The sequence below is a fragment of the Porphyromonas canoris genome, from assembly GCF_000769115.1.
GTDB lineage: Bacteria > Bacteroidota > Bacteroidia > Bacteroidales > Porphyromonadaceae > Porphyromonas_A > Porphyromonas_A canoris.
The window spans coordinates 749,446-775,403 of the sequence record NZ_JQZV01000013.1; the positions used below are offsets into that span (position 1 = coordinate 749,446).

The 25,958-nt window shown below is 43.1% G+C and carries 17 protein-coding genes and 1 CRISPR repeat array; of the genes, 11 read left to right on the top strand and 6 right to left on the bottom strand.

Features of this window, described 5'->3' with window-relative positions:
* Positions 1-24 precede the first annotated feature (24 nt).
* From HQ43_RS09975 to ahpF, 10 genes are all read left to right on the top strand, one after another.
* Complete coding sequence (locus tag HQ43_RS09975) at positions 25-1,263, top strand: hypothetical protein (protein ID WP_036792083.1); 1,239 nt, start codon at positions 25-27, stop codon at positions 1,261-1,263.
* On the top strand, positions 1,238-2,866 hold the full coding sequence (cas10, locus tag HQ43_RS08260) for a type III-B CRISPR-associated protein Cas10/Cmr2 (protein WP_235305965.1): 1,629 nt from the start codon (positions 1,238-1,240) through the stop codon (positions 2,864-2,866). The genes HQ43_RS09975 and cas10 overlap by 26 nt, the downstream gene beginning before the upstream one ends.
* Before the next feature lies 1 nt (position 2,867).
* Positions 2,868-4,058, top strand: a complete 1,191-nt coding sequence (cmr3, locus tag HQ43_RS08265) for a type III-B CRISPR module-associated protein Cmr3 (protein ID WP_036792085.1) — start codon at positions 2,868-2,870, stop codon at positions 4,056-4,058.
* Positions 4,059-4,071: 13 nt separating this feature from the next.
* Positions 4,072-4,782 carry a type III-B CRISPR module RAMP protein Cmr4 gene (cmr4, locus tag HQ43_RS08270; RefSeq protein WP_036792087.1) on the top strand — a complete coding sequence of 237 codons (711 nt, stop codon included), beginning with the start codon at positions 4,072-4,074 and terminating at the stop codon, positions 4,780-4,782.
* A complete protein-coding gene (gene cmr5, locus HQ43_RS08275) occupies positions 4,775-5,212 on the top strand; it encodes a type III-B CRISPR module-associated protein Cmr5 (RefSeq protein ID WP_036792088.1) in 438 nt (145 codons plus the stop codon). The genes cmr4 and cmr5 overlap by 8 nt, the downstream gene beginning before the upstream one ends.
* Positions 5,209-5,967, top strand: a complete 759-nt coding sequence (gene cmr6 / locus HQ43_RS08280; protein WP_036792089.1) for a type III-B CRISPR module RAMP protein Cmr6 — start codon at positions 5,209-5,211, stop codon at positions 5,965-5,967. The genes cmr5 and cmr6 overlap by 4 nt, the downstream gene beginning before the upstream one ends.
* Positions 5,945-7,165 (top strand): CRISPR system precrRNA processing endoribonuclease RAMP protein Cas6, encoded by a 1,221-nt coding sequence (gene cas6 / locus HQ43_RS08285; protein ID WP_052103161.1) that lies wholly within the window; start codon positions 5,945-5,947, stop codon positions 7,163-7,165. Before cmr6 ends, cas6 begins: the two co-directional genes overlap by 23 nt.
* Positions 7,166-7,337: 172 nt before the next feature.
* A CRISPR array of direct repeats spans positions 7,338-9,079; the repeat unit is 37 nt; unit sequence GTATCTATACATATTCAGTCAGTAAGACTATCAAGAC.
* A gap of 386 nt (positions 9,080-9,465) precedes the next feature.
* Entirely contained in the window at positions 9,466-10,824 is a 1,359-nt protein-coding gene (hisS, locus tag HQ43_RS08290) for a histidine--tRNA ligase (RefSeq protein ID WP_036792093.1), read from the top strand.
* A 119-nt stretch (positions 10,825-10,943) separates the two neighbouring features.
* Positions 10,944-11,510 carry an alkyl hydroperoxide reductase subunit C gene (gene ahpC / locus HQ43_RS08295; RefSeq protein ID WP_036792096.1) on the top strand — a complete coding sequence of 189 codons (567 nt, stop codon included), beginning with the start codon at positions 10,944-10,946 and terminating at the stop codon, positions 11,508-11,510.
* A 129-nt stretch (positions 11,511-11,639) separates the two neighbouring features.
* Positions 11,640-13,190 (top strand): alkyl hydroperoxide reductase subunit F, encoded by a 1,551-nt coding sequence (gene ahpF, locus HQ43_RS08300; RefSeq protein WP_036792099.1) that lies wholly within the window; start codon positions 11,640-11,642, stop codon positions 13,188-13,190.
* A gap of 989 nt (positions 13,191-14,179) precedes the next feature.
* Here ahpF and HQ43_RS08305 read toward each other — a convergent pair.
* The 6 genes from HQ43_RS08305 to HQ43_RS08330 all read right to left on the bottom strand — a co-directional run bounded on the left by HQ43_RS08305 (position 14,180) and on the right by HQ43_RS08330 (position 23,051).
* Positions 14,180-16,045: a biotin/lipoyl-binding protein gene (locus HQ43_RS08305; protein ID WP_036792102.1), complete on the bottom strand. Its 1,866-nt coding sequence runs from the start codon at positions 16,043-16,045 to the stop codon at positions 14,180-14,182.
* 87 nt (positions 16,046-16,132) lie between these two features.
* The gene (locus HQ43_RS08310) at positions 16,133-17,467 is read right to left on the bottom strand and encodes a PhoH family protein (protein ID WP_036792121.1); all 1,335 of its coding nucleotides are present in this window, start codon (positions 17,465-17,467) and stop codon (positions 16,133-16,135) included.
* A 135-nt stretch (positions 17,468-17,602) separates the two neighbouring features.
* Positions 17,603-19,123, bottom strand: a complete 1,521-nt coding sequence (gene guaA / locus HQ43_RS08315) for a glutamine-hydrolyzing GMP synthase (protein ID WP_036792124.1) — start codon at positions 19,121-19,123, stop codon at positions 17,603-17,605.
* 82 nt (positions 19,124-19,205) lie between these two features.
* On the bottom strand, positions 19,206-21,164 hold the full coding sequence (gene ftsH, locus HQ43_RS08320; protein ID WP_235305971.1) for an ATP-dependent zinc metalloprotease FtsH: 1,959 nt from the start codon (positions 21,162-21,164) through the stop codon (positions 19,206-19,208).
* A 99-nt stretch (positions 21,165-21,263) separates the two neighbouring features.
* Entirely contained in the window at positions 21,264-21,620 is a 357-nt protein-coding gene (rsfS, locus tag HQ43_RS08325; RefSeq protein WP_036792131.1) for a ribosome silencing factor, read from the bottom strand.
* Between the two features lie 27 nt (positions 21,621-21,647).
* Complete coding sequence (locus HQ43_RS08330; RefSeq protein ID WP_036792132.1) at positions 21,648-23,051, bottom strand: MFS transporter; 1,404 nt, start codon at positions 23,049-23,051, stop codon at positions 21,648-21,650.
* A 1,140-nt stretch (positions 23,052-24,191) separates the two neighbouring features.
* On the opposite strand from HQ43_RS08330, the gene aspS reads away from it, so the two are divergent.
* On the top strand, positions 24,192-25,955 hold the full coding sequence (aspS, locus tag HQ43_RS08340) for an aspartate--tRNA ligase (RefSeq protein WP_036792137.1): 1,764 nt from the start codon (positions 24,192-24,194) through the stop codon (positions 25,953-25,955).
* Positions 25,956-25,958 lie beyond the last annotated feature (3 nt).

The following is a 25,958-nucleotide window of genomic DNA, read 5'->3' on the forward strand; positions in this document are numbered from 1 at the left end:
AATTAAAACATAACTAATAAAGGTATGCAAAGACTAACATTTGAACTCATTCAACATACCCCTATCATTCACTTTCAGGCGAATGATAAAGGGGCAACACTTCGTGCATCGGAGGTCAAACCAAAGCTTGATAAGTTTATCTTGAAAGAACACAAAGAAAAACTTCCTAAGAGTGTTATTAAGGAGAGAGAAGAAGATAAAGAAAAGAAAGAAGCCAAAGAGTTTCGAAAAAGTCTTGACTACAAAATGAGGATTATAGCTCATAATGTAGATTTTAAAGACATAGATGCAGAAAGTGCACCTATGTACTTTGGAAACATAAAAGCAAAAAAGCCCAAACGATTGGCTACGGCAGAGAGTGTGAAGATAATCATATTGGTAAAGGATGAGGTTCTAAAAGGTTGTATAGAGCAGTCCATTGTTCGGTTCTTTCAACTTCACAACTTTGGTACAAGACAATCCAAAGGATACGGTTCGTTTACAGTAAAGAGCGATGGAAAAAAGGGAATTAGAGATGTCTATAAATACTCCTTCGATGTTTCGGGCGACGACTACAAAGAGGTTATGAATAGAATAAACTACTTTTATAAAAGCCTTAGAAGTGGTATAAACGAGTATAGAGGGAAAGGAGAACAAAAGACAAGTATCCTTTACTTCAAGTCGGCACTACATTACTACGTAACGACCGTTCTAAATAAACAATGGGACAAAAAGAGCATCAAAGAGTATTTCTTTCCTCAGCAACTTGAAGAGGAAAAGAAGAGGCATAAAATAGAAGATATTTCTTCTAAAGAGAAATACGATTTTAGAGATCTATTAGGTTTCTCTACCGATGAAGCACGAGGCAAAGAGTATCAGGTCAAGAAGACTTGCAAAAAGGAAACGGATAAAGGGGTAGAAGAGTTTTCTCGTTTGAAGTCTCCCATCCAGTTCAAGCCTATTCGCTTTGGCAATAATTTTACTGTGTTTTTTGATGTCTTCCCGGAATCTTCTGGATGGAACGACTTTTTAGGTAGCGAAGTTTGCGTGAAAGCTCTACACAAAGAAAATGCTACTCCTCTCAGAGAGAAGCCCCTCATCTTGAAAGTTCCAACGAATATTGATTTGAAAAAAGCTCTTAGGTATATATTCTCAAATATAGATCCGGAACAAAGAAAATCAACAGCAATGAAAGAGGGTAAGGATATTTTCAATGATATAAAAGCTATTTACAATAAACTTCATAAAGAACTTCACGATGAACTCGAAGGAAATAAAAAATAAAGTATACACAGCAATAACCATTGGGCCGATAGGTAAAACCTTAGACAAGGCTCGAAGCGTGAGGTCCTTTTGGACAGCGAGCTACCTCTTCTCTTGGATAATGGGGGAATTGCTCGAAAGGATGCCCGAAAAAGAGATAAATATCATCTCTCCGATACAACCCAAGGATGACATTTTTAAGGACTTTTTTGATTTTAAGCAGATTTCTAAAAAGGTGGGCTTATTCCCCGATAGACTTTTTGCTGAAAGGAAGCTTGAAGAGGAAAAAATCAAAGAAATAAAAAGAGAAATCTTCTGTGGACTTGCTGAGAAATTCAAGGAGACTTTTCGGAAGGAAAAAGAGAGGATATTGCCCAAAAGTGGAAGAGAGTTTGAAGAAATAAAAAGTCGGTATAGCAATGCTGCTTCGAAGGACGAGAAGTATATTTGCGAGTACTTAGAGAATTACCTCTCTATCTCCTGCATAACGGTAGAGCTTAGCTCCGATTGCGGCATTTTGAAACAACTCAATAGCTACTTGAACACACAGGAGTTGTTCAACAAAGCCTCCACTCAAACCGAAGAAGACTATATGGAGCTCTTTATCGAGGCTTCGAAGAATTCGTTCTTGGACGATTATTCCAAAGAGAGAGCTTTCCTAAGCACTTCAGAAATAGCCGTGTCCGGATGGCTAAAAGACCCACCCAAAGATGAGAAGGGAGAGGTAGAGTACACCCAATTAACCTCAAAGACAGAATTTCGAAACTGCTACAAGTATTTGGCAGTCATAAAGGCGGACGGAGATGGCTTTGGGACATACATCGAAAACCTTAAAGTAGACGAGGAAAAGGAAAATAAGCTAAGCAGATTTATGAAATCATTCTTCGAGTTCTCTGTCGAGGTGGCCGATGAGTTAATACAGAAAACAAAGGCTATACCTGTCTATATCGGAGGGGATGATCTCTTTCTTTTTGCTCCTGTATTAGAGGGTGATATTGAGAAGGATGTATTCCACCTTATCAAGAAGATAGATGACTTATTTATCCAAAAGAAGATAGGTACAGGTCTATCGATGTCTTACGGAGTAAGTATCTTTTACTACAAGAGTCCCATGTCAGAGGCAATAGACATGGCCGATAGTATGTTAAGGAAAGCAAAGGAAGAGAAAGAGGAAAAGGAAAACAAAAACAAGAAAGATGCCGTAGCTATATCCATACAGAAACACAGTGGGCAGAAGATAGAGTTCCTGCTGCCGTGTAAGCATAGCAGTACTGATGAGACTGATCGAAAGGAAAGCTTGTATGGAAAGGCTATTGAGCTTGTACGAGCTTTCAAAGGCGATGGAAACATGCTCAATAGTCTTATCTATTGGATAGAAGAGATGTATGAGATACTTTTCGTTGAGGAGGTTACCCAATCTCGAGAGCGTATCAATGCGGTCTTTGACAACTTTTTCGACGAAGAGATTCACAAGGAGAACAAAGAGTTTTTCGAACTCCTCAAGGAGTTTATCTACTCTATGCATCACTCCGAAGATACTTCCGGTGAACTCTCTGATAACAAAAAACTGCTCCACGGCATCTTGCGCTACTGCCAATTTGTAACTTCTAAAACAGAGAAATAATATGTCTACCTATCTTATTAAGCTTACGCCATTGGACAAGTTTTTCCTTGGGCAGAAGAAAACGTTTGGCGATGACAATGCCAACTACTTTGTGTATTCCTCCCTCTTCCCACAGCAAACTGCCTTGTTGGGGCTTTTGCGTTATCAACTATTGCAAATAGCAGGAGAGGAAGTCTTCAAGAATAATAAAATACAAGACAAAGAGAAAGCTGCAGAACTGATTGGCGAACAGAGCTTCTCTCCATTCTCTGAGAAGAAGTTGCAGTTTGGTATTATCGAGTCGCTCTCCCCTGTCTTTATCATAGATAAGAAGAATAAGGATGAGTACTTCCTACCTGTGGGTAGACGGTTTCAAAAGGAGAAAGGAGAAGACCTATATGAACTCTTACACCTCTCTTGTGAGGATGGATGCCCTCCTATCTTTAGTAAATACAAATCCAAGAAAGGCATGGCGTCTTGCTGGCTATCTTCCAAAAGCCATACGCTCCTTAACGAAGAGGACTTCTTCACAAAAGATGAGCGTATCGGGATACGCAAAGATTATGAAGGAGCGACTAACGATGATGCTTTCTTTCGTCAGAGATACTATCGCTTCAACAACTTCAAAAAGGTAAAGGGCGAAAAGACTGAGCAGTGCAAGCAACCGCTCGTAAGAGAGCACGACTTCTGCTTTGCACTACTTTTGGAGACCCACGAAGATATAAGATACAAAGAGTTAGATAAGAGAGTTGTCTACCTCGGTGGAGAACGACAGCCTTTCCTTATGGAGGTAAGCGAAGAGACCCTCAACCTCACTATTGAGAGCACCTCTCTTACGAGCGATGAAAAGCACTGTACCGTAGTACTCCTGTCCGATGCTATGATTGAGCCTAATCACTTTGGCGAGGTGATATTCGCAAGTACGGAGGTAAAAGACTTTGCTTGTTTGCTCACTCACGTAGGGACAAAAAAGTTCTACAATAAGGAGAAGAAGAGACAAGAACAATACATCAAAGAAGCAGGAACTGCCCTAAGTCGTCAAAATGAACTATACACCAGAGGCTCAGTGTTTTACTTTGATACTAAAGAGCAAGCGGAACTATTCTGTAAGCACCTCAAGGAAGAAGTCAACAAAGAGGAAAACATCAATAACTTCCATACCATTGGCTATAATCATGCCATCATTATAGAACCAACAAAAACAAAAGAATAACAACAATCAGAATATGAAAACAGCAACTTATATGATCCGTTGCCTTACCAATATGCATCTGGGTAAGGGAGATGCCACTTACGAAGTGGTGGACAAATGTGTACAACGAGATGTAACCACAGAGATGCCCTGCATTTACTCCTCTAGCCTTAAAGGGGCTTTGAGACAATTCTTTTTGAAGCATAGCTTTGCCGACATCAAGCACGTGTTTGGAGCTGATGTGAATAGGAATGAGAAAAAAGAAAACAGGAATCAGGAGAATGAAAAAGAGCATAGCATTGGTAACTTTACCTTCTTCCAAGCCAACCTATTAGCCTATCCTGTTCAGACGAAACAAAACGATCCTGCTCCTTACACGCTTAAAACAAACGAAGCTCTGCAAGAGTCTATAACGGAGTTAGCCAACCTTCTTTCCGCTCCATCGAATATTGAAGAGATGTTACCTGAAGGGACTGAAAGGGATTTATCCAATGAGGATCTTGAGCAACTCCCGGTCATAGCCCGTAATAAATTGGACAATGGGAAGAGTGAAAACTTATGGTACGAAGAGGTCGTGCCTGCCGAGAGCCGTTTTGTCTTCTTCGTATCTTACGATAATGAAAAGATTTTTGCGAGTTTCAACGAGATAATCCAAAAGGGAGTCATCCAAATAGGCGCTAATGGTTCTATTGGTTACGGCTTTTGCAAGATTACTAATATTAAAGATCCTCTCAAAAATGAATAAGAAAGTCATACAGAATTTGATTCCTAAGGCTATGCAGGCCATTGAAGAAGTGGGTATTGTTGGTAAGGATAAGAAGTTTAAGAAAGTCCACGAGGGGTACATCAATGCGCTTGGTCCTAATATAGTTCAGTCGGGACTCCTCCCTACGCTCATATTCTACAATAAGGATGAGCGAACTCTATGGCTCAGAGCTTTATACTATATGGCAGTGAGCGAAGAGAAAAAGGGGATTGATGAATTTTCCACAGACATTATCCGGCTTATAATAGGCAAAGAAGGGGGAAGCATAGAACAGTTAAAGCCCAAAGCAAAGGAGTGGGAGTACAAAATACTTGAGTATGCAGTTGCTCTCAAGTTGGCTCTTCGAACTTTTGTCGTTGAAGAGTCCAAGAAAGACGAAACGGAACAACAGAAAGGGGGTGAACGATGAATTTTGGACACTGGTACTACCAAGAGTATTTTGATACAATAAATCTCAATAGCAAGGGTATTGTGACTAACTTCTCGAAGTTCAATAAAGAGAAGAATGATAAACTAAAGAATAAACTAAAGGGAGTCACTCTTCCCTATAAAGAGAATATTGAGGGGGTAACGGACTTTGAGCTAACGACCTGCTATCCGGGTTTGCTGTGTGGCGTGGGCTATCACCACGAGATAAACAGTCCTAAAAATAAGCCGAAGGAAGATGATGCACCAGAGGTTTACAATCTTGGTATGTATTTCGATTACACTTCCGGTCTGCCCGTTATACCCGGATCTTCCATAAAAGGGGCGTTAAGGTCTGCCATCGAAGAGTGGGACTTTCTTGAATATAACGAGGAAGATGAACAAAAAGTGTGGAGCGGTTGGAAGAAAGAAGAGTTTATAAAAGAGATCTTTGAAGGTGAAGGGAAGTCTATCTACGATAGGGATATTTTTCTGGATGCTTACCCTGTCTCCGTAAGTGGTGATTCTTCTCTCTTTGGAGACGATTATATCACGCATCACGAAAATCCATTAAAAGATCCCAATCCGGTACGTTTCCTCAGAGTAAATCCCGGTGTTACTTACCGGTTCCGCTTCCTATTCAGGAACAATGGCTCTTTTACGGCGGAAGCTAAGGAAAAACTATTCCGGGAGATCATACTGACGTTCGGACTTGGAGCGAAAACCAACGTAGGATATGGACAGTTTACAGATAAATAGTCCTGATACCGGTATTACAGCAGAAGAACTTCCTATATTTCTTCGGGAGTTCTCTGCTTACCATTTTCGGGTAAGGTTTGTAGCACAAAAGGATGTGGAGTTTAAGGGCAAGTGGTACTTCCTGCCTCGCTTTGCTTTGGGCAATGCTCTCAAAAACAGCAAAACCTTTTCGCATCTCTACTCCGATCTTTTCAAGCCGGAGAGTACAAAAGGAGAAGAAGAGAAGACATCCACTATCTCTTCTCGTCTTGTCATCCGTGCCGACAAGCCCAATCGGCATCGCATAGCCCGTAGAGAGCCGTTGGATCTCTATATCACCATAGTGGCAAAAGATGCCGCACCGGTGGATGAGTTCCTTCGTTTTCTTCCCGAATGGCAGAAGTACAACTTCTTTCACGAGAACCATCTCTCTTACCACTCCTATCAGCTGCTCGATCCGGCAACGGACAAGTATCAGACCGATCTGAAAGCAGAGAATGCTCGGCTCGATATCCGTTTCTTCTTGAAGCATGCACCGAAATGGGAAGATATCCTTACCATTCGCTTCCTTTCGCCCACAACGCTCAAGATAGACCATATCCTTACCGATCTCATTCCATATTCTCGTCTCATGAACCGGGTATCTCGGAGACTTCACGACCTCTACCGGCACTATCTCCTTACCGATGAGCGCATGCAGATAGAGCCATACATCTTTCCGGACAGGGACGATCTGCTACTCTCCCAAGTAAGCATGCCGCGTAAGTCTACCATAAAGGAGAACAGACACTACGATATGTCCGGTATTTTGGGACAGCTTCACTACCGCACTTCCTATCATCCTGTTGCAGCTGCCATGCTGGCTGTGGCTCATTGGGTGCATATTGGTACTCACACCGTATCGGGTAACGGACAGATCGTAGCAGAGCAAGGGGACTCCCTTAAAGAGACATCTGTTTCTTCTTCCCGAGAACGGAGAAGAAGCCCTCACTCCTTTGCTCCTGTTGTTATAGAGGAAGAGGGCTCTGCTATCGGCGTAAGCAGGGATACTATACTGATTCGCAAGGATAACCGGATAGTGAGAGAGCTGCCGGCTCCGGAAGTAAGAGAGATCTCTATAGAAGCAGAAGGTGTTACTCTAAGCGGTAACATGATAAAGTATTGCTCCAAGAACAATATCCGCATTCTTCGGAATGGAGAACCTCTACATCTTGAATAGGAATTTTAGATAGCCGGCGGGATATCTTTGTTATTCAAGAAAGAATAATCTTTCTATGAGATATATTGACGACATATGCGCAGTTATATATCGGTATTTTCGAAATTATTTTGCTTGTTTATAATCAGAGAGTTGCGAATTTACTTTTTTGTATATCGTTGATAATCAAATAGTATCTATACATATTCAGTCAGTAAGACTATCAAGACTCGAAAACCGCGACTAAGTTACGATCATTCTTGATTTGGAAGTATCTATACATATTCAGTCAGTAAGACTATCAAGACTGCATTATATGACCTGGGAGATTCAGAAAATAATCTTTTGTATCTATACATATTCAGTCAGTAAGACTATCAAGACTCCTGTTATGATACTCCAATGAACCCACCTATCAATGTATCTATACATATTCAGTCAGTAAGACTATCAAGACAGAACACCTAGCAACTTCAAACTTAATCTCAGAAGATGGTGTATCTATACATATTCAGTCAGTAAGACTATCAAGACTCCAATATGTTATTACTGGAAAGCCAAATAGTTCTGGTATCTATACATATTCAGTCAGTAAGACTATCAAGACGGGATAATCCCTCTGCTATAATCAGAAGTTCAGAGCTGTATCTATACATATTCAGTCAGTAAGACTATCAAGACCATTCCCAGTGAAATCACAGACCGAGAGTCCCTGAGTATCTATACATATTCAGTCAGTAAGACTATCAAGACGAAACAACTGACCATGAGATTGGATTCGTTCCCTCAGCTGTATCTATACATATTCAGTCAGTAAGACTATCAAGACCCTTGCAATTACAATCATAATACCCCTTGGTAACAGCGTATCTATACATATTCAGTCAGTAAGACTATCAAGACATCAAGAGTTCCTGGTGTTGAAACTCTGATTTTGTTGTATCTATACATATTCAGTCAGTAAGACTATCAAGACAGCAATGTTGACCTTCCAAACTTTAGGCTGTTCAGGGAGTATCTATACATATTCAGTCAGTAAGACTATCAAGACCGATAAAATCCCTACTAATAGTAGGAAGATTATCTTAAAGTATCTATACATATTCAGTCAGTAAGACTATCAAGACCCACCATCTAAATCGCTGATATTATGTCCCTCAGTGAGTATCTATACATATTCAGTCAGTAAGACTATCAAGACTCGTTTTTTGAATACCATATTTCTCTTTCAGTGAAGATGTATCTATACATATTCAGTCAGTAAGACTATCAAGACGTAAAGGATTATCCTTTCAAGACGTAAAAAAGAAGTATCTATACATATTCAGTCAGTAAGACTATCAAGACAATTGATCATGGGAAACACCCCATCTTTGGTAGTCCTGTATCTATACATATTCAGTCAGTAAGACTATCAAGACCCGTCTTCTTCAGCTATCTCTAAAGCTGCTTCTCTGTATCTATACATATTCAGTCAGTAAGACTATCAAGACAAGGAATACACAGACTAGCCCTGCCCATTAAATAAGAGTATCTATACATATTCAGTCAGTAAGACTATCAAGACAAGAAACTCCATAGGCTTTCAAAGTGGAGATCTTCTATGTATCTATACATATTCAGTCAGTAAGACTATCAAGACTCTTTCAGGAACTTCTCCTGCATGCCAATCCGAGTATCTATACATATTCAGTCAGTAAGACTATCAAGACTTTTTATTGAAAGGTTTACCTGTAAGCTTTTCAATCAGTATCTATACATATTCAGTCAGTAAGACTATCAAGACTGATCACGGGGGCTATAGTCCGCTTGTTAACCACTAAGGTATCTATACATATTCAGTCAGTAAGACTATCAAGACTCTTTTGTCTCTCTATAATCTTTGAAGATGTAGGTGAGTATCTATACACATTCAGTCATTAAGCCTATTTACATCAGATTGATAAGTAAGAAAGTTGAGATAAAAGGGTTCAGAAGAATGATTGAAAGGGGATAAAAGATGGGGTGAACGTGTAAAGAGAGGGAGATGAGGGCTTGGATGAGAGAAAGCAAGGCTTGAATGGTACAGATCGCGGTTTGATTTTTAGAAATCAAGCCGCGATTTCTTTTTCTTAATCCGTTCAATCAAAGATTTAGACGTGATCAGAGAAAGTTTTTAAGCCGTATATTGTGTTTCGGGAAAGGGGAGAGGGGGTGTCGGATGGCGGTCTGTCGGTTAGGGGATGAGGCATGGGAGACAGGGGGTAGCATTTTGATTTTTGCTTCCGGAAGTCGGTTTTTAGTCGTATTTTTGTAGTAGAATCAAAAAAACATAGAGAAAGATGCAAAAACCATCCATACCCAAAGGAACAAGAGACTTTCTTCCTCACGAAATGGAGCGGAGAAACTATATATTCGAGACCATAAAGAGCGTGTTTCACAGCTTCGGCTTCCGTCAGATAGAGACGCCTGCAATGGAAAACCTCTCCACTCTCACCGGAAAATATGGAGACGAGGGGGATAAGCTGCTGTTTCGTATCTTAAATTCGGGCGACTGCCTGGCGAAGTTTACGGACGAGGAGCTTTTGGCAAAAAACTCTGCTTCTTTTGCCGCCAAAGCGTGCGACAGAGGATTGCGCTACGACCTTACCGTGCCGTTTGCCCGCTTTGTGGTGCAGCACCGCAATGAGATAACGCTGCCTTTCAGACGCTATCAGATTCAGCCCGTATGGCGTGCCGACCGCCCTCAAAAGGGGAGGTATCGGGAGTTTTTCCAGTGCGATGCGGACATGATCGGCTCCGACTCTCTGCTCAATGAGGTGGAGCTGACGCAGATTATAGACACGGTCTTCACGAAGCTCGGCTTCCCGGTACGCATCTTGCTGAACAACCGAAAGATCCTTACCGGTATTGCGGAGTACATCGGGCATGCGGACAAGATCATAGACATTACCGTGGCGATGGACAAGACGGATAAGATCGGATTGGACAAAGTGGTGGAGGAGCTGAAAGAGCGTGAAATCTCCGATGCCGCAATAGAGAAACTGATGCCGATACTGCGCCTTAGCGGTGGCAACAGAGAGAAGATCGCGGTGCTTCGGGAGGTACTTGCCGAGTCGTCCACAGCTATTCGGGGCTTGGACGAAGTGGAGTTCATCCTCGACAAACTTGCCCTTACGCCGTTGAAGAATGAGCTTGAGCTGAACCTGACACTGGCTCGCGGGCTGGACTACTATACGGGTGCGATATTCGAGGTAAAGGCTGTGGGTGTGGAGATGGGCTCCATCACCGGTGGCGGAAGATACGATAACCTTACCGGGGTGTTCGGTCTGGACAATATCTCCGGCGTGGGTATCTCTTTCGGTGCAGACCGTATATACGATGTGCTGAATATGCTGGATCTCTATCCGAAAGAGAGTGCAAGAGGCACGCAGCTGCTGTTCATCAATTTCGGCGAAAAGGAGGTGGATGCCGTGCTGCCCGTATTGAACATGCTGCGTATGCAGGGTGTGCGGACGGAGTTATACCCGGATGCCGCCAAGATGAAGAAGCAGATGAGCTATGCCGATGACCTTAACATCCCGTTCGTGGCGTTTGTGGGGACAAAAGAGCTGGAGAACGGCGTGGTGAACATCAAGGATATGAAGAGCGGAGAGCAGAAAGACTATCCGATGGATGAGCTTGTAAAGCTCTTCTTATAGATCGCATCTATAACCCTATATATATTATCTGTTGAATGGGTTGATGAGTATATCTAACTTTGTTTTGCAATAATATAGATGTCAGTAAAATTATAAACCATAAAACAATCCAACTTATTATGACACCAATTTTGAACACAACATTTCCGGAGTTTAAGCTGAACGCATACCAAAACGGCGAATTCAAAGTGATTACCAATGAAGATCTTAAAGGTAAATGGTCTTTGGTGGTTTTCTATCCGGGCGACTTCACATTCGTATGTCCTACCGAGCTTGAAGACCTTGCGAACAAGTATGAAGAGTTTAAGCAACTGGGTGTTGAGGTTTACTCTTGCAGCTGCGATACTCACTTCGTACACAAGGCTTGGGCAGACGCTTCTGCTGCCATCAAGAAAGTGCAATACCCTATGTTGGCAGACCCTACGGGAGCTTTGACACGTGCGTTGGGTATCCTTATCGAGGAGGATCAGATGGCATACCGTGGCTCTTTCGTTGTGAATCCGGAAGGGGTCATCAAGATCGTAGAGCTTAACGACAACAGCGTGGGTCGTGATGCGGAAGAGATCCTACGTAAGATCAAGGCTGCGCAGTATGTGGCTTCTCACGACGGTCAAGTGTGTCCTGCAAAGTGGCGCGAAGGTCAGCAGACACTGAAGCCAAGCATCGACCTTGTAGGTAAGATCTGATTCCGGAGCTTTTATGCTGTAGCCCGGTGGGCTGAGAGATGAGTCAAATACGCCCTCGACTACTATTTATTAGTCCGTCGGGGGCTATTTTTTTAGTCTGAAACAAGAAAAACAAAGAATATTATACCCATGTTTGATAAAGATACACTTGTGCAGGTGGGCAGCTACTTTGCGCCACTCAAGAGGGAATATACGCTTTTGCTGAAAGCTCAGCCCTCTCATCCTTCGTACAACGATGCCAAGGAGATGATCGAAGAGCTTGCTTCCACATCGGAGAAGCTGTCGGCTGCGTATGAGGAGAGCGAAAACTTCCGGATAGATCTTTTGGTGGACGGAACGCCTTCGGGCATCAGCTTCCGAGGCATACCGGGCGGACACGAGTTCACATCGCTTCTTCTCTCCATTCTTAACCACGACGGCATCGGAAAGAACCTTCCCGACGAGGGCGTCTGCCGCCGTATCAAGAGCCTCAATGGCCCGATAGAGCTGCGCACTTATGTCTCTCTTTCGTGCACGAACTGCCCCGACGTGGTTCAGACTCTTAATCTTCTTGCCATCTTCAACCCCGGCATCTCTCACACGATGGTGGACGGATCTTTCTTTCCGGACGAAGTGGAGAGTCTCGGCATAGCATCTGTTCCGACCGTGATGGCGGGCGACAAGGTGATTCATGTCGGCAGAGGAGACATGGCGACACTGCTGAACAAGCTGGAAGAGAGCTATGGCAGCACACCGCAAGAGTCTGTCGGAGAGCCGGAGGAGCGATCTTTCGACGTGATTGTCGTGGGTGGAGGTCCTGCCGGAGCCGCATCTGCGATCTACTCGGCACGTAAAGGGCTCAAAGTGGCAATCGTCGCGGAGCGTGTCGGCGGGCAGGTGAACGAGACCGTAGGTATTGAGAACCTCATCTCCGTGCCTTACACCACCGGCGGAGAGCTTGCGGGCAATCTTCGCAACCATATTGATGCGAACGACATCTCGCTCTTCGAGGCTCGCACCGTGAAGAACATCACTCAGGACGGAGGCATATCGAGAGTGGAAACAACATCGGGCGAACTCTTCACAGCACCTGCTCTTATCATGGCGACCGGTGCTTCCTGGCGCAAGCTGGGCGTTCCGGGCGAGAAGGAATACACCGGCAACGGCGTGGCATACTGCGCTCACTGCGACGGCCCGTTCTTCAAGAACAAGCGTGTTGCCGTGATCGGGGGCGGAAACTCCGGCATGGAAGCTGCCATTGACCTTGCAGGGATCTGCACGGAGGTTACCGTAGTGGAGTTTCTTGACGTGTTGAAAGCGGACGAAGTGTTGCAGAAGAAAGCGCAGGAAATGGGTAACATCAAGATGATCCTCAGCACTGCCACAAAGGAGATCCGCGGCACGAACGGCAAGGTAACAAGCATTGTTCTCTCCGATCGTGCCACCGGCAAGGAGACGGAGATCGCTTTGGAGGGTGTCTTTGTTCAGATCGGTCTTGCTGCCAATACTGCACTTGTGAAGGATTTGGTCGAGACCAATCCTCGCGGAGAGATTCTGATAGATCCTTCATGTCGCACCAACACTCCCGGCATCTACGCAGCGGGAGACTGCACCACCGTTCCCTATAAGCAGATTGTTGTGGCAATGGGCGAGGGAGCAAAGGCTGCACTCTCTGCTTTTGAAGATCGCATCAGGAGCTGATCCCTTTATCTCTCCGGGGAGAGTTTGAGATATTATCACAAAAAGCACCAAAGCTTTCGGCAGGAAGCTTTGGTGCTTTTTCGTAAAATCTATGTAACAAAAACTGTTTTGGTAATTATTGCTGTCCGTTCCGATAATTATTGTTGTCCGTTTCGGTAATTAGTAATGTCTGTTTTAATAATTATTGCTGTCCGTTTTAGTAATTAGTGTTGTCCGTTTCGGTAATTATTGCTGTCTGTTTCGGTAATTATTGCTGTCTGTTTCGGTAATTATTGCTGTCTGTTTCGGTAATTATTGCTGTCTGTTTCGGTAATTATTGTTGTCCGTTTCGGTAATTATTGTTGTCCGTTTCGGTAATTAGTAATGTCTGTTTTAATAATTATTGCTGTCCGTTTTAGTAATTAGTGTTGTCCATTTCGGTAATTATTGTTGTCCATTTCGGTAATTATTGTTGTCCGTTTCGGTAATTATTGTTGTCCGTTTCGGTAATTATTGCTGTCCGTTTCGGTAATTAGTAATGTCTGTTTTAATAATTGGTGCTGTCTGTTTTGATAATTAGTAATAGCTGTTTTGATAATAGACAAAAGTTGTTTTGATAATGATCAAAAGATATACTACTAATGAGTAAAAATCATATTACTAATAAGTATTTCTATATTTCTCGCCGTGAAATATTGGTTTCTCGCCGTGAAATATTGGTTTCTCGCCGTGAAATATTAGTTTCTCGCCGTGAAATATAGAAAAGGTTATTGGGAAATCAATTTTAGATAAGTAAGTTTTTGATTTTTAGTCAATAGGAATTAAACTTTTTTTAGTCGGTTTTTAGAGCAAAACCGGTGAGATTTTGGACGAAAGGAAGAGAGCTCTCCGAACAGAGCGGATGTTTTGCGGCTTTTGTCTGAATGTGGAGATATAAAGAAGCAGAGCCACGGACCGGAAAGATCCGCAGCTCTGCTTGGTGTTTCTATTTTTATCCCGAAAGAAGCGTGTTACTTCTTCTTCTCTGCTTTTGGTTTGGATTCAAACTTTTTCTTTTCTACTCTGTCCACTGCCGCTTGTGAGTTTTCAACGGGTGGAAGCTGAGATTCGTCCGTGATCTCTTCAAAGTAGGCAATGACGTCGCCTTTCTTCACCACCTGACCTTGCTTTACGGCTACTTCGCGGATGCGTCCGGAGATGTTCACCTTGACGTCTTCAGGATAGCCCATAGGTGTCATGACGAAGCAAAGCTTGGAACCTGCGCGGTAAGCGGTGCCTTCGGATGGAGGTGTAGAGCCGTCTTGGAAGTCCACTTCCCAGAAGACTTGCCCCGTTGCAGTGGCAGGTACGGCGATGTATTTGGCTCTCTTGATGGCAAGGATGTCTTCGGCGGAGAAGCCTTGTTTGGTCATCTCTGCGTTGCGAGCCTTTTCTACTTCTTCATTGAAGCGTTGTTTTGCCACACCGCTCTTGTAGTCTCTGTACTGACGGTCGTGCATCGCAAGCTCGAACAGTTCTTCATCGTCTTGACCAAAATCCCAACCATTCTCTTTCATCTCTTGACGATAGGTGTCCAAAGCATCGGGATAGTTGGATTGAGGATCGGCATCGGAGAATTCAAGACCTTTCTCTTTTGCAAGCGCCACGATCTCCGGATCCAATGCTCCCGGAAGTCTTCCGGCTTTTCCAAGAATCATATCCCAGGTATTGGCATCAATTGCCTGCCATCTGCCTTCTCCTCGCTCCATGTTGTAGACATTCATCAGAGCGACATTCTTGACGTACTGAGAGAACGGCGTTACCAGAGGAGGATAGCCGAGCTTTGGCCATACATACTCCACTTCGTTGAAGAGCTTCACCAACAGGTCGTCTATCGTAAGCTCCTCTTTGCCTTCGTTTCGGAGATACATGTTGATGCCGGAGTGTACCCCTTTCAAGTCTGCCATCATAGATCCCATCATGCCTCCCGGAAGTCCGCATCCGACAAGAAGTGATGAGGTGTATTTATTGGTCGGATCCATGAAGTATCCCAAGAAGTCGTCCATAAACTCTTGTGTCAGGCTGCGTGCCTTCATGTATGCATTCATGTTGATTTCCGGAACATCATATCCCGCATCTTTCAACATGGCTTGGATGGTGATCACGTCCGGGTGAACCTTTCCCCAGGATAGCGGCTCCATTGCCACGTCGATAATATCTGCTCCGTTCTCGCACACTTCAAGCATGGAGGCAACCGAGAAGCCCGGCCCGGAGTGTCCATGATATTGAACAATCACTTCAGGATGCTTAGTCTTGATGGACTTCACTAAACGTCCGAGCATCTTCGGACGACCGATTCCCGCCATATCTTTCAGACAGATTTCCGGTGCGCCTGCTTCGATGAGTTTGTCCGCAATATTCGAGTAATACTCCACAGTATGTACCGGAGAGTGTGTGATACAGAGTGTGGCTTGAGGTATCATGCCCGCTTCCAATGCGTACTTGATGGATGGGATGATGTTTCTGACGTCATTGAGTCCGCAGAAAATACGCGTGATGTCTACTCCTTGTGCTTTTTTGACTCTATACATGAGACGTCTTACGTCTGCAGGTACAGGGTACATCCGCAGTCCGTTCAATCCACGGTCCAACATGTGAGTCTGGATACCTGCTTCATTGAATGGCTTTGTGAAAGTACGGACAGCCTTGTTGGGGTTTTCACCATAAAGAAGATTCACTTGCTCGAATGCACCTCCATTGGTCTCTATTCTTGAAAAACAGCCCATATCGACGATTACGGGTGCTATTCTTGCTAACTGGTCTAATCTTGGCTGATACTTACCGGACGATTGGAACATGTCGCGGTAAACTAAACTAAATTTGATTTGTCGTTTCATATATATACACTGATGTTATACTACTGATTGTAAAGATACAAAGTTAGATAGACACGGCAAGTATATTAAGAGAATTTTTTCTGTTATCTATAACAATTTGGCTGCTTTTTCGCTGAGAAGACTGCGTTCTCCTTTTTCCAAATGTACGTGCGCAAAAAACTCTTGTCCTGCCATGCGGTCTATCATATAAGATAGCCCGTTGCTTTTGACATCCAAGTAAGGGGAGTCGATCTGATAAATGTCTCCGGAGAAAATTATCTTCGTACCTTCTCCGGCGCGGGTGATGATTGTCTTTATCTCCAGAGGTGTGAGGTTTTGAGCTTCATCAATAATACAGATAACGTTACTGAGACTTCTACCTCTGATATATGCTAATGCTTCCACAGAGATAAAACGAGTCCTTAAAAGTTCATCTATCTCAGAGTTTGAACCATGTCGCTGTCCGGTAACATCCTTTATGACGTTGATATTGTCAAAGATCGGCTGCATGTAAGGCTCTACTTTCGCTTCATAACCTCCGGGAAGGAATCCCAAATCTTTATTTGAAAGAGAAACGATAGGACGGGCGATAAGGATCTGCTTGAACTTTCTTTTCTGCTCGATGGCGGATGCAATCGCAAGCAAAGTCTTACCTGTTCCGGAGGTACCTGTTATGGCAACAAGAGAGAGAGCATCGTCATTGAGAAGATCAAATGCAAACTGTTGCTCGATATTTCTTGGCTTTATGCCCGCATTGACGGAGAACTCTACCGGTTTTAATATTTGACTATCTCCATGTGTTCTGCATAGTAGGGGAGTATCTCCACGCTTTGCTCGCAGCTCAAAACAGGAGTTGGGAAGGATTTTCTTGCCTCTTGTGGACATAACCTCCTTTATGGTTACCTCTTCTTTTTGTGCTACTCTTGCCAAAACTTCTGGTTTGGTGAGAACTCTCCAGATGTGTTGCTGCTCTATGTGATGGATATTCTCTACTCGTCCGCTTTTATAGTCTTCTGCCTGTACACCGAATGCAAGTGCTTTAAGACGGAGATTGGCATCCTTGCTGACTAGAATTGTTTTTGTTTCAGGCTCACTTCTTGCCACGGCTATGGCTATTGAGATAATACGATGATCCGGTGTGTTTTGTACAAGAGCGTTATGTAGTTTGGGATCCAAGTTGGTATCTACAACCACATAAAGTCTTCCCATATCTTCTCCCAAAGACACACCTTTGGTTATATCCTCTTTTGAAGCAAAGCGATCAAGTGTGCGTATAAACTGTCTGGCATTATAGTTGAGCTGTTCATTCCCTTTCTTAAAACCGTCAAGCTCTTCTACTACGGTGATGGGAATGTAAATATCATTCTCTTGAAACTTTTTTAGACATTCGGAGTCGTGCAGGATAACATTGGTATCCAAGATGAAGTTTTTTCTGGTACTCATTTGCATAATAGTTTTATCGCTTGCGCGATGTTTATGGTTGGTTACTAGCTTGAACAAATATACAAAATATTCTAGTCTGCTTTATTCAAAAAAGAAAGCCTCTGAGCACACAAGAGTACTCAGAGGCTTCTGCTTTTATTCCCATTCGATGGTTGCCGGAGGTTTTGAACTTATGTCATACACCACTCTATTGACACCTCTGACTTTATTGATGATTTCGTTTGAAACTTTTGCAAGAAATTCATAAGGCAGATGTGCCCAATCCGCTGTCATGGCATCTGTAGAGGTTACGGCTCTTAAAGCTACTGTATTTTCATACGTGCGTTCATCTCCCATTACTCCAACAGACTTGATCGGAAGAAGGATCACTCCAGCTTGCCACACCTTATCATATAGCCCATACTCTCTAAGCATACTGATGTAAATATCATCTGCATCCTGGAGTATTCTTACTCTCTCCGCATCTATTGCTCCAATAATACGGATACCCAAGCCGGGACCGGGGAATGGATGGCGATGAATAAGATGAGGTCTCATACCCAATTCAATTCCGACCCTACGTACTTCGTCCTTGAACAAAGTTCTAAGAGGTTCCACAAGTTTAAGTTTCATCTTTTCAGGAAGCCCCCCCACGTTGTGGTGGCTCTTTATGACCGTTCCGGTAATGGAAAGAGACTCTATGACATCAGGATAGATTGTTCCTTGTCCCAGCCACTTGACATCATCTATTTTGTGTGCTTCACGGTCGAAAACATCTATAAATCCTTTACCAATGATTTTGCGTTTGGTCTCAGGGTCTGTAACATCTTTCAGTTGTTCATAGAAATAGTCTTTTGCATCAATTCCCTTGACATTCAGACCAAGATGCTCATAGTCTTTTAGAACATTTTCAAACTCATTCTTTCTGAGTAACCCATGATCTACAAAGATGCAAGTGAGTCTGTCTCCTATCGCTCTATTCAATAGAACGGCGCAAACAGAAGAGTCGACGCCGCCGGAAAGCGCAAGGATAACCTTATCATTGCCTAACTCCTGCTTGAGTTGCGCCACGGTTGTTTCGATGAATGATGCAGGTGTCCAATTCCTTTCGCAACCACAAATATCCAAGAAGTTGCTGAGCAGACCCAATCCGCATTCGGAGTGATACACTTCCGGATGGAACTGAACGCCCCAAGTCTTTTCTCCTTCCACACGGAATGCTGCGTTCTTCACACTCTCTGTTGATGCTACCACTGAAAAACTATCGGGAAGGAAGGTTATCGTATCTCCATGAGACATCCAAACCTGACTGTTCGGAGCAATTCCTTTCATCAAAGGATCGGCACAAGAGATCTCCACAAGGGTTGCTCTTCCAAACTCACGAGTGTTAGATGACTCTACTTTTCCGCCCAAAGAGTGTGAGATATACTGTGCACCATAACAGATTCCTAATAGAGGAAACTTTCCTCGAATCTTTTGCAAATCTATTTTGAATGCCTCTTCTTGATAAACAGAAAAAGGACTGCCCGAAAGGATAACACCTTTTATGCTAGTAGTGTCTTCCGGAAATTGGTTATAGGGGACTATTTCGCAGTAAGTATTCAACTCTCTCACTCTTCTTCCAATAAGCTGAGTCGTCTGAGAGCCAAAGTCTAAGATCAGTATCTTTTCAAGCATATTTTTTCTGTTTCTTGTATCTAAAAGTCAGTATATCATGAACAAAGTTAAGAAAAAACTACCTATCAATGAGGTATTTCTTCTATTCAAAGATTTCTTCTTCCTTGGGTTCTACTTTATCTTCAGGAATATCGTGCGATAGAAGCTCTTCAGTCCTGCTTTTCCATGGGCGTTCTCCCAAGATACGAGCCACGTCATCCGTATAGATCACTTCATTGGTCAGTAGAAGTTGAGCTATTTCGGCATGACCATCTTTATGATCTCTCAGTATTTGTTTAGCTCTGTCGTACTGCTCATTGATCAGTTCAAGGATCTCTTCATCTATCTTTCGTGCAGTCTCTTCGCTGAAAGGCTTGGTAAATCCATACTCATTTTGAGAATCTTGGAAGTTGATGTTAGGCATCGTCTTACTCATCCCAAAGTAGGTAATCATTGCTTGTGCCATTTTTGTTACCCTTTGCAAGTCGTTGGATGCACCTGTGGATATACGACCAAGAACAACTTCTTCGGCTGCTCGTCCTCCCAAGAGAGCACACATTTCGTCCAACAACTGTTCAGTAGTGGTAATCTGTCTCTCTTCCGGTAAGTACCAAGCTGCTCCAAGTGCTCTACCGCGAGGTACAATAGTAACCTTAATAAGAGGATTGGCATGCTCCAACAGCCAAGAGATGGTTGCGTGACCGGCCTCGTGAATGGCTATCGAGCGTTTCTCTTCTGAAGTGGTTATCTTGGATTTCCTTTCGAGGCCTCCCACTATTCTGTCCACAGCGTTCATGAAATCTACACGCTGTATTACATCCTTACCATTACGAGCTGCAATAAGAGCTGCTTCGTTGCACACATTTGCAATATCAGCTCCGGAAAATCCCGGTGTTTGTCTGGAGAGAAGATCTATATCAACACTTTCGTCCATCTTCAGCCTCTTCATGTGCACCTTAAAGATCTCCTTTCTGTCGTTAAGATCCGGTAGATCTACATGGATTTGTCTGTCAAATCGACCGGCACGCAGTAGGGCTTTATCCAAGATGTCGGCTCTATTAGTTGCAGCGAGTATGATGACTCCACTATTGGTATCAAATCCATCCATCTCTGTAAGGAGCTGATTCAATGTGTTTTCTCTCTCATCATTTCCTCCAAAGCCTGCATTTTTACCTCTTGCCCTACCAATGGCATCTATTTCATCAATGAAGATGATGGAGGGTGCTTTCTCTTTTGCTTGTTTGAACAGATCTCTAACTCTAGAGGCTCCGACTCCCACAAACATTTCCACAAAATCGGATCCGGATAGAGAGAAGAAAGGGACATTAGCCTCTCCCGCCACGGCTTTTGCAAGAAGTGTTTTTCCTGTTCCCGGAGGTCCTACAAGCAGAGCACCTTTAGGTATTTTACCGCCAAGATGAGTATATCTCTTGGGCTCTTTAAGGAAGTGTACGATCTCTTCTATTTCTGTTTTGGCCTCACTCAGACCTGCAACATCTGAGAATGTTACTCGTACTTTGTTCTCTCTGTCAAACAGCTGGGCATTGCTCTTACCCACGTTGAAGATGCCTCCACCTCCACCTTTAGCTCCCGACATTCTACTCATCACGAATATCCAGAAGCCAATGAGAATGATGAGCGGTAGAGAAGAGAAGATGTATTGGAATATGGACGGTTTCGGATTGATATACTTGATCCTTGCATCCGGGAGTTTGTCTGCTTCTTTCAACTTCTGATAGTAGGCTTCAAAACTTCCTGCTCCGGGTACTTCCGTCGTAACATCGTTATTTGCCAATAGAGTCCTTTTGGCTCCTATGGAATCGTCATTACCGGCTTCTTCTTGCTTCGACTTGTGATACTTCTCCGCAGCTTCTCTTTTCAGAGTCCCCACGGCCTCTCCATTTTCAGTATAGACTGTTATGGACTCAAAGCTATTGCTATCCAGGTAAGACTGAAACTCGCTCCAGTCCATCTTGTTTTCGGGAGATGGGCTGATTAAGAACATTGTTCCCAGTACTATTAGAATAACTACATATATCCACCCAAAGCCGATACCCTTCATGGGGTTCCTACCCCTTGAAGAGTTCGGTCCTTGAGGTTTATTGCTGTTCATATTTCCGTTCATGCTGTTTTTGGTATTAGATAATTTGTCGGAGAAACTCTATTCTTCGCTTTTTATGTGCGTAATTTTAGCATCTGCCCAAAGTTGTTCCAGAGCATAATAGTTACGCAATTCGGGTACAAATATATGTACCATGACGGAAATATAGTCTATTGCGATCCACTCGCCACTACCACGATCACTCCAAGTCGGATTTTCTCCGGTCTCTTTTCTTACAATGGTTCTGACAGAGTCTTCAAGAGCCTCCACTTGCGTGTTGGTGTTACCATTGGCAATGACCATGTAATCGCAGATAGGATCATCTAAAACGGTCAGATCGAGAAGAACGATATCTTTACCCTTCTTCTCTTCAAGTCCTTTTATAGCCGCAAGGGCTATGTCTTTTGATTTTATCATTCAAATAAAGTGTATGTGTCTTACTGTTTACTTGGCGTTCGGTTTTTCCAATCCGTAACCTTTCTTCTTATCTTCTACTTTAAGAAGAAGACTCAAAAAGAATGCCAAAACACCAAAAGAGGCAAATACCATCATTGCAAACATAAAGTTCTTTGGTTCTCCTGCCTGAACATTGGGGTTGGTAGAGTCCAAAACCTTACCTACAAACGTTGGTACAAGCATCAGTCCGATGTTTTGAATAAAGAAAATAGCAGAGTATGCCGATCCTAATACCTTGTTGTCTATTAGCTTAGGTACGGAAGGCCATAGAGCGGCAGGTACAAGAGAGAATGCAAGACCAAGCAAAACTATTGCCATGATAGCCTCAACAAGGGCTCTTGTTGTTCCTCTGTCAAAATCGTAGAAAGCAAATATGGAGTGGCAGACAAACATCAAGAAAGATCCCATCATCAGCATGGTTGCTGCTTTACCCTTTTTATCGAGGAAAATACCCATTAGTGGCGTGATAAACACAGCGCCGAGAGGGAACAAGCTGAATATCTGTCCTGCTGTCTCGACACTCAGTCCGAGATTGCTTTGAAGCATATCCGAAGCAAACTTTTGGAATGGGAATATTGCTGAATAGAACAGAACGCAAAGCAGCGAAACAATCCAAAACATCTTGTTGAAAACGATATATTTGAGATCCTTGATGTGGAAAGCTTCATCCTCTTGTGCTTCCATGGATTTTTCTCCTTCTTGCTTGTCCAGCTTTTTGTCGAATACGCAGTAAACAAGATAAAGCAGGAATGCTATCATGAGAAGCGCTGTGCAGAAGATAACGGGTGCTTGCACACTTTCAAAAGTCTTGTTCAAGTATGGAGAGAGCCAGAATACGGCAAAAACACCAAGGCGGGCAATAGACATCTCCATCCCCATTGCCAAAGCCAGCTCTTTGCCTGTAAACCACTTCACGATGATGCGAGACACGGTAACGCCGGCCATTTCACATCCGGTGCCGAATATGGCAAATCCTACACAGGCAAGCTTAGCCGTTGCAGGAAATTCGGGCCAAAAAGAGTTGAAGAACTCATATCCGGGTCCTCCATTGATAAAGGTACCACTCAGGGCATAAACCTTTATGAGCGCACCGAGCACCATAAGCCCTCCGGAGAGACGAATAGTGAAGCGAATCCCCATAGAGTCCAAAATGATACCTGCAAATATGAGGAACAGCAGATAGACATTGATGAAAAATTCACTGCCGGCATACGTTCCGAACACGGAAGAAGACCAGCCTAACACTTCGGGGCGTTCCAATTCTGTCTTAATAGGGGAGAGAACATCCACAAACATGTAGGCAAAAAACATCGTGAAGGATACTGCGAGAAGCAGTCCCCATCTTACCCATACATTTTCTCTTAGGGTAGTGTGGTTAATTTGAGTTGTCATTTACTTAAAGTTAAATTTATAGGGTTATTCTATATAGCTTACAAATGTACAAAAAATAACGAGTGATGAGCGTTTGACCAATCCGGTTCTAATGTCTCTCGTTTTTATCTCAATTTTCCAATCATTCTATGTTTCCTGATTTCGGATTTATTCGATCGCTATTCGGCACCCAAATGGATACTCAAAACTCTTCGGATAAATATCCTAAAAAATACACCCTGTATCGTGTACATTTTACGCTCTTTTTTGTCAATAGAGACCCCTTTTTCAGAGCCTCATTTTTATATATTCCATCCCGAAAAATGCTCACTTTTTTCGCTCTCTCTATTTTGATCGGAGGGGTCGTTTTCAGAGTACGATCGAATTGTTAAATTGAGCCTGTTTTATTAACACAAATTTCGATAGCTGTTAAGCTAAAATGGTAAACGAGCATATTTTGTCGGCTTAACGTGTTTAATTTTTCAATGAACACGTTTAGTGATTTCATTAAACACGTTTACCGGATTCGATTAACGTGTTTAGAATTTTTNTATTTTGTCGGCTTAACGTGTTTAATTTTTCAATGAACACGTTTAGTGATTTCATTAAACACGTTTACCGGATTCGATTAACGTGTTTAGAATTTTTAGTTAATCGGTTGGTTATTAGTGCTTTATCTGTTTTGTGGTCGATTTTGCCGATTTTACCCGATTTTCCTCGTTGTGTTTTGTTTACATTTCTGCGGACTTATTTTGATCTTTATTAACTCGAATTTGGGGCTTCAATTCGATCACGAGGAAAAAGTTTTCAAATTCGCGATATTTTGTAATCATTTCATGGTGAGTTTGTTATCGGTGTTATCCTGAAATTTTTAGGAGATTTCCTGTTTTGACGACTTCATTTTTCGGGACCTTTTCGCTCTTCATTTTTATATAAAAATACCATCTCCAAAGCCTCTTTTTTATGTCGATTTTTACGTCTAAAAAAGACCGGTTTAATTCGATCATTTGCTCAGAATATTTGAGATACAGATTGGAGAAAAAAGCAGAGTTTGTAAGAGATTTAATACAAAAGAAATCTACAAATAATACAGAGATTTTATGTACTTTTGTGGAAGTGTAAAAACTATGAGACAAGTAATAGATTAACAGAATAAATATCATGCTTAGAACAGAGACTTGCGGAAGTCTGAGACTTCAAGATGCAGGAAAAGAGGTTACTCTTGCCGGTTGGGTACAGAGAGTACGTACTATGGGAGGGTTGGTTTTTGTCGATCTCAGAGACAGATATGGCATTACTCAGCTGACTCTCAATGGAGAAAGAGATAACAATCTAAAGGAACAGGCAGAGCATCTTGGGCGAGAGTTTGTGATACAGGCTCGTGGAGTAGTCATAGAACGTGTGTCTAAGAACAAAAACATCCCGACGGGGGAGATCGAGATAGATGTTAAGGAGATCAAGATACTGAACAAAGCAGCCACTCCACCCTTTACCATCGAAGATGATACAGACGGAGGAGACGATCTTCGGATGAAGTATCGCTATCTCGATCTAAGAAGAAACGCAGTGAGAAAGAACCTCGAACTTCGTCATAAAATGACTATCGAGGTGCGAAAATATATGGACTCGCTTAACTTCTTGGAGGTTGAGACCCCGGTACTTATCAAGTCCACTCCGGAAGGGGCAAGGGATTTTGTGGTGCCTTCACGTATGAACGAAGGAGAGTTTTATGCTCTGCCACAATCTCCACAGACATTCAAGCAGCTTCTTATGGTCAGTGGTTTCGACAGATATTTCCAGATCGTGAAGTGTTTTAGAGACGAAGACCTGCGTGCCGACAGACAGCCGGAGTTTACACAGATAGACTGTGAGATGAGCTTTGTAGAGCAGGAAGATATTCTTCAGACCTTTGAAGGGCTTTCCAAACATCTTTTCAAGAATATTCTCGGAGTAGAGCAGACAGAGAGCTATCCTCGTATGTCTTGGCACGATGCCATGAAATATTACGGCTCGGATAAGCCAGACATCCGCTTCGATATGAAGTTTGTAGAGCTGGATAACATCTTGAAAGGACACGGATTCAGCGTCTTTGACAATGCCGCATACATAGGAGGTATTTGTGTGGAAGGCAAAGCATCCATGACAAGAAAGGAGATAGACAGCCTGACAGACTATGTGAAGCGTCCGCAGGTTGGGGCTAAAGGTATGGTATATGCCCGTGTGGAAGCGGACGGATCCGTAAAGAGCAGCGTAGATAAGTTTTATACTCCGGAAGTGCTTCAGCAGCTGAAGAGGGAGATGAATGCCAAAGAGGGAGACTTGATCCTGATTTTGAGTGGAGATGATATCATGAAGACGAGAGAACAGCTTGGTGAACTTCGTCTTGAAGTGGCGCGTCGGATCGGACTCATGGACCCGAATAAGTATGCTTGTCTTTGGGTTGTGGACTTCCCTCTATTGGAGTGGGATGAAGATACCAAGAGGTTCTATGCTAAGCACCACCCGTTTACATCTCCAAAACCGGAAGATATATCTCTTCTCGATTCCGATCCGGGCGCTGTTCGTGCAAATGCTTACGACATGGTCATAAACGGAGTAGAAGTGGGTGGCGGTTCTATAAGAATATACGACTCCGAGCTTCAGAAAAAGATGTTCAAAGTGCTTGGCTTCTCGGATGAGCAGGCTCAATATCAATTCGGTTTCCTTATCAATGCCTTCAAATATGGGGCTCCTCCTCACGGCGGTATAGCATACGGATTGGATAGATGGGTTTCTATCTTTGCCGGTCTTGGCAGTATAAGAGACTGTATCGCATTCCCTAAAAATAACTCAGGAAGAGATGTCATGATAGATGCTCCTTCGATCATAGATAATGCACAGCTGGAAGAGCTTTGTTTGCAGGTCTGTATTCCTCAGAAGAAGTAATAA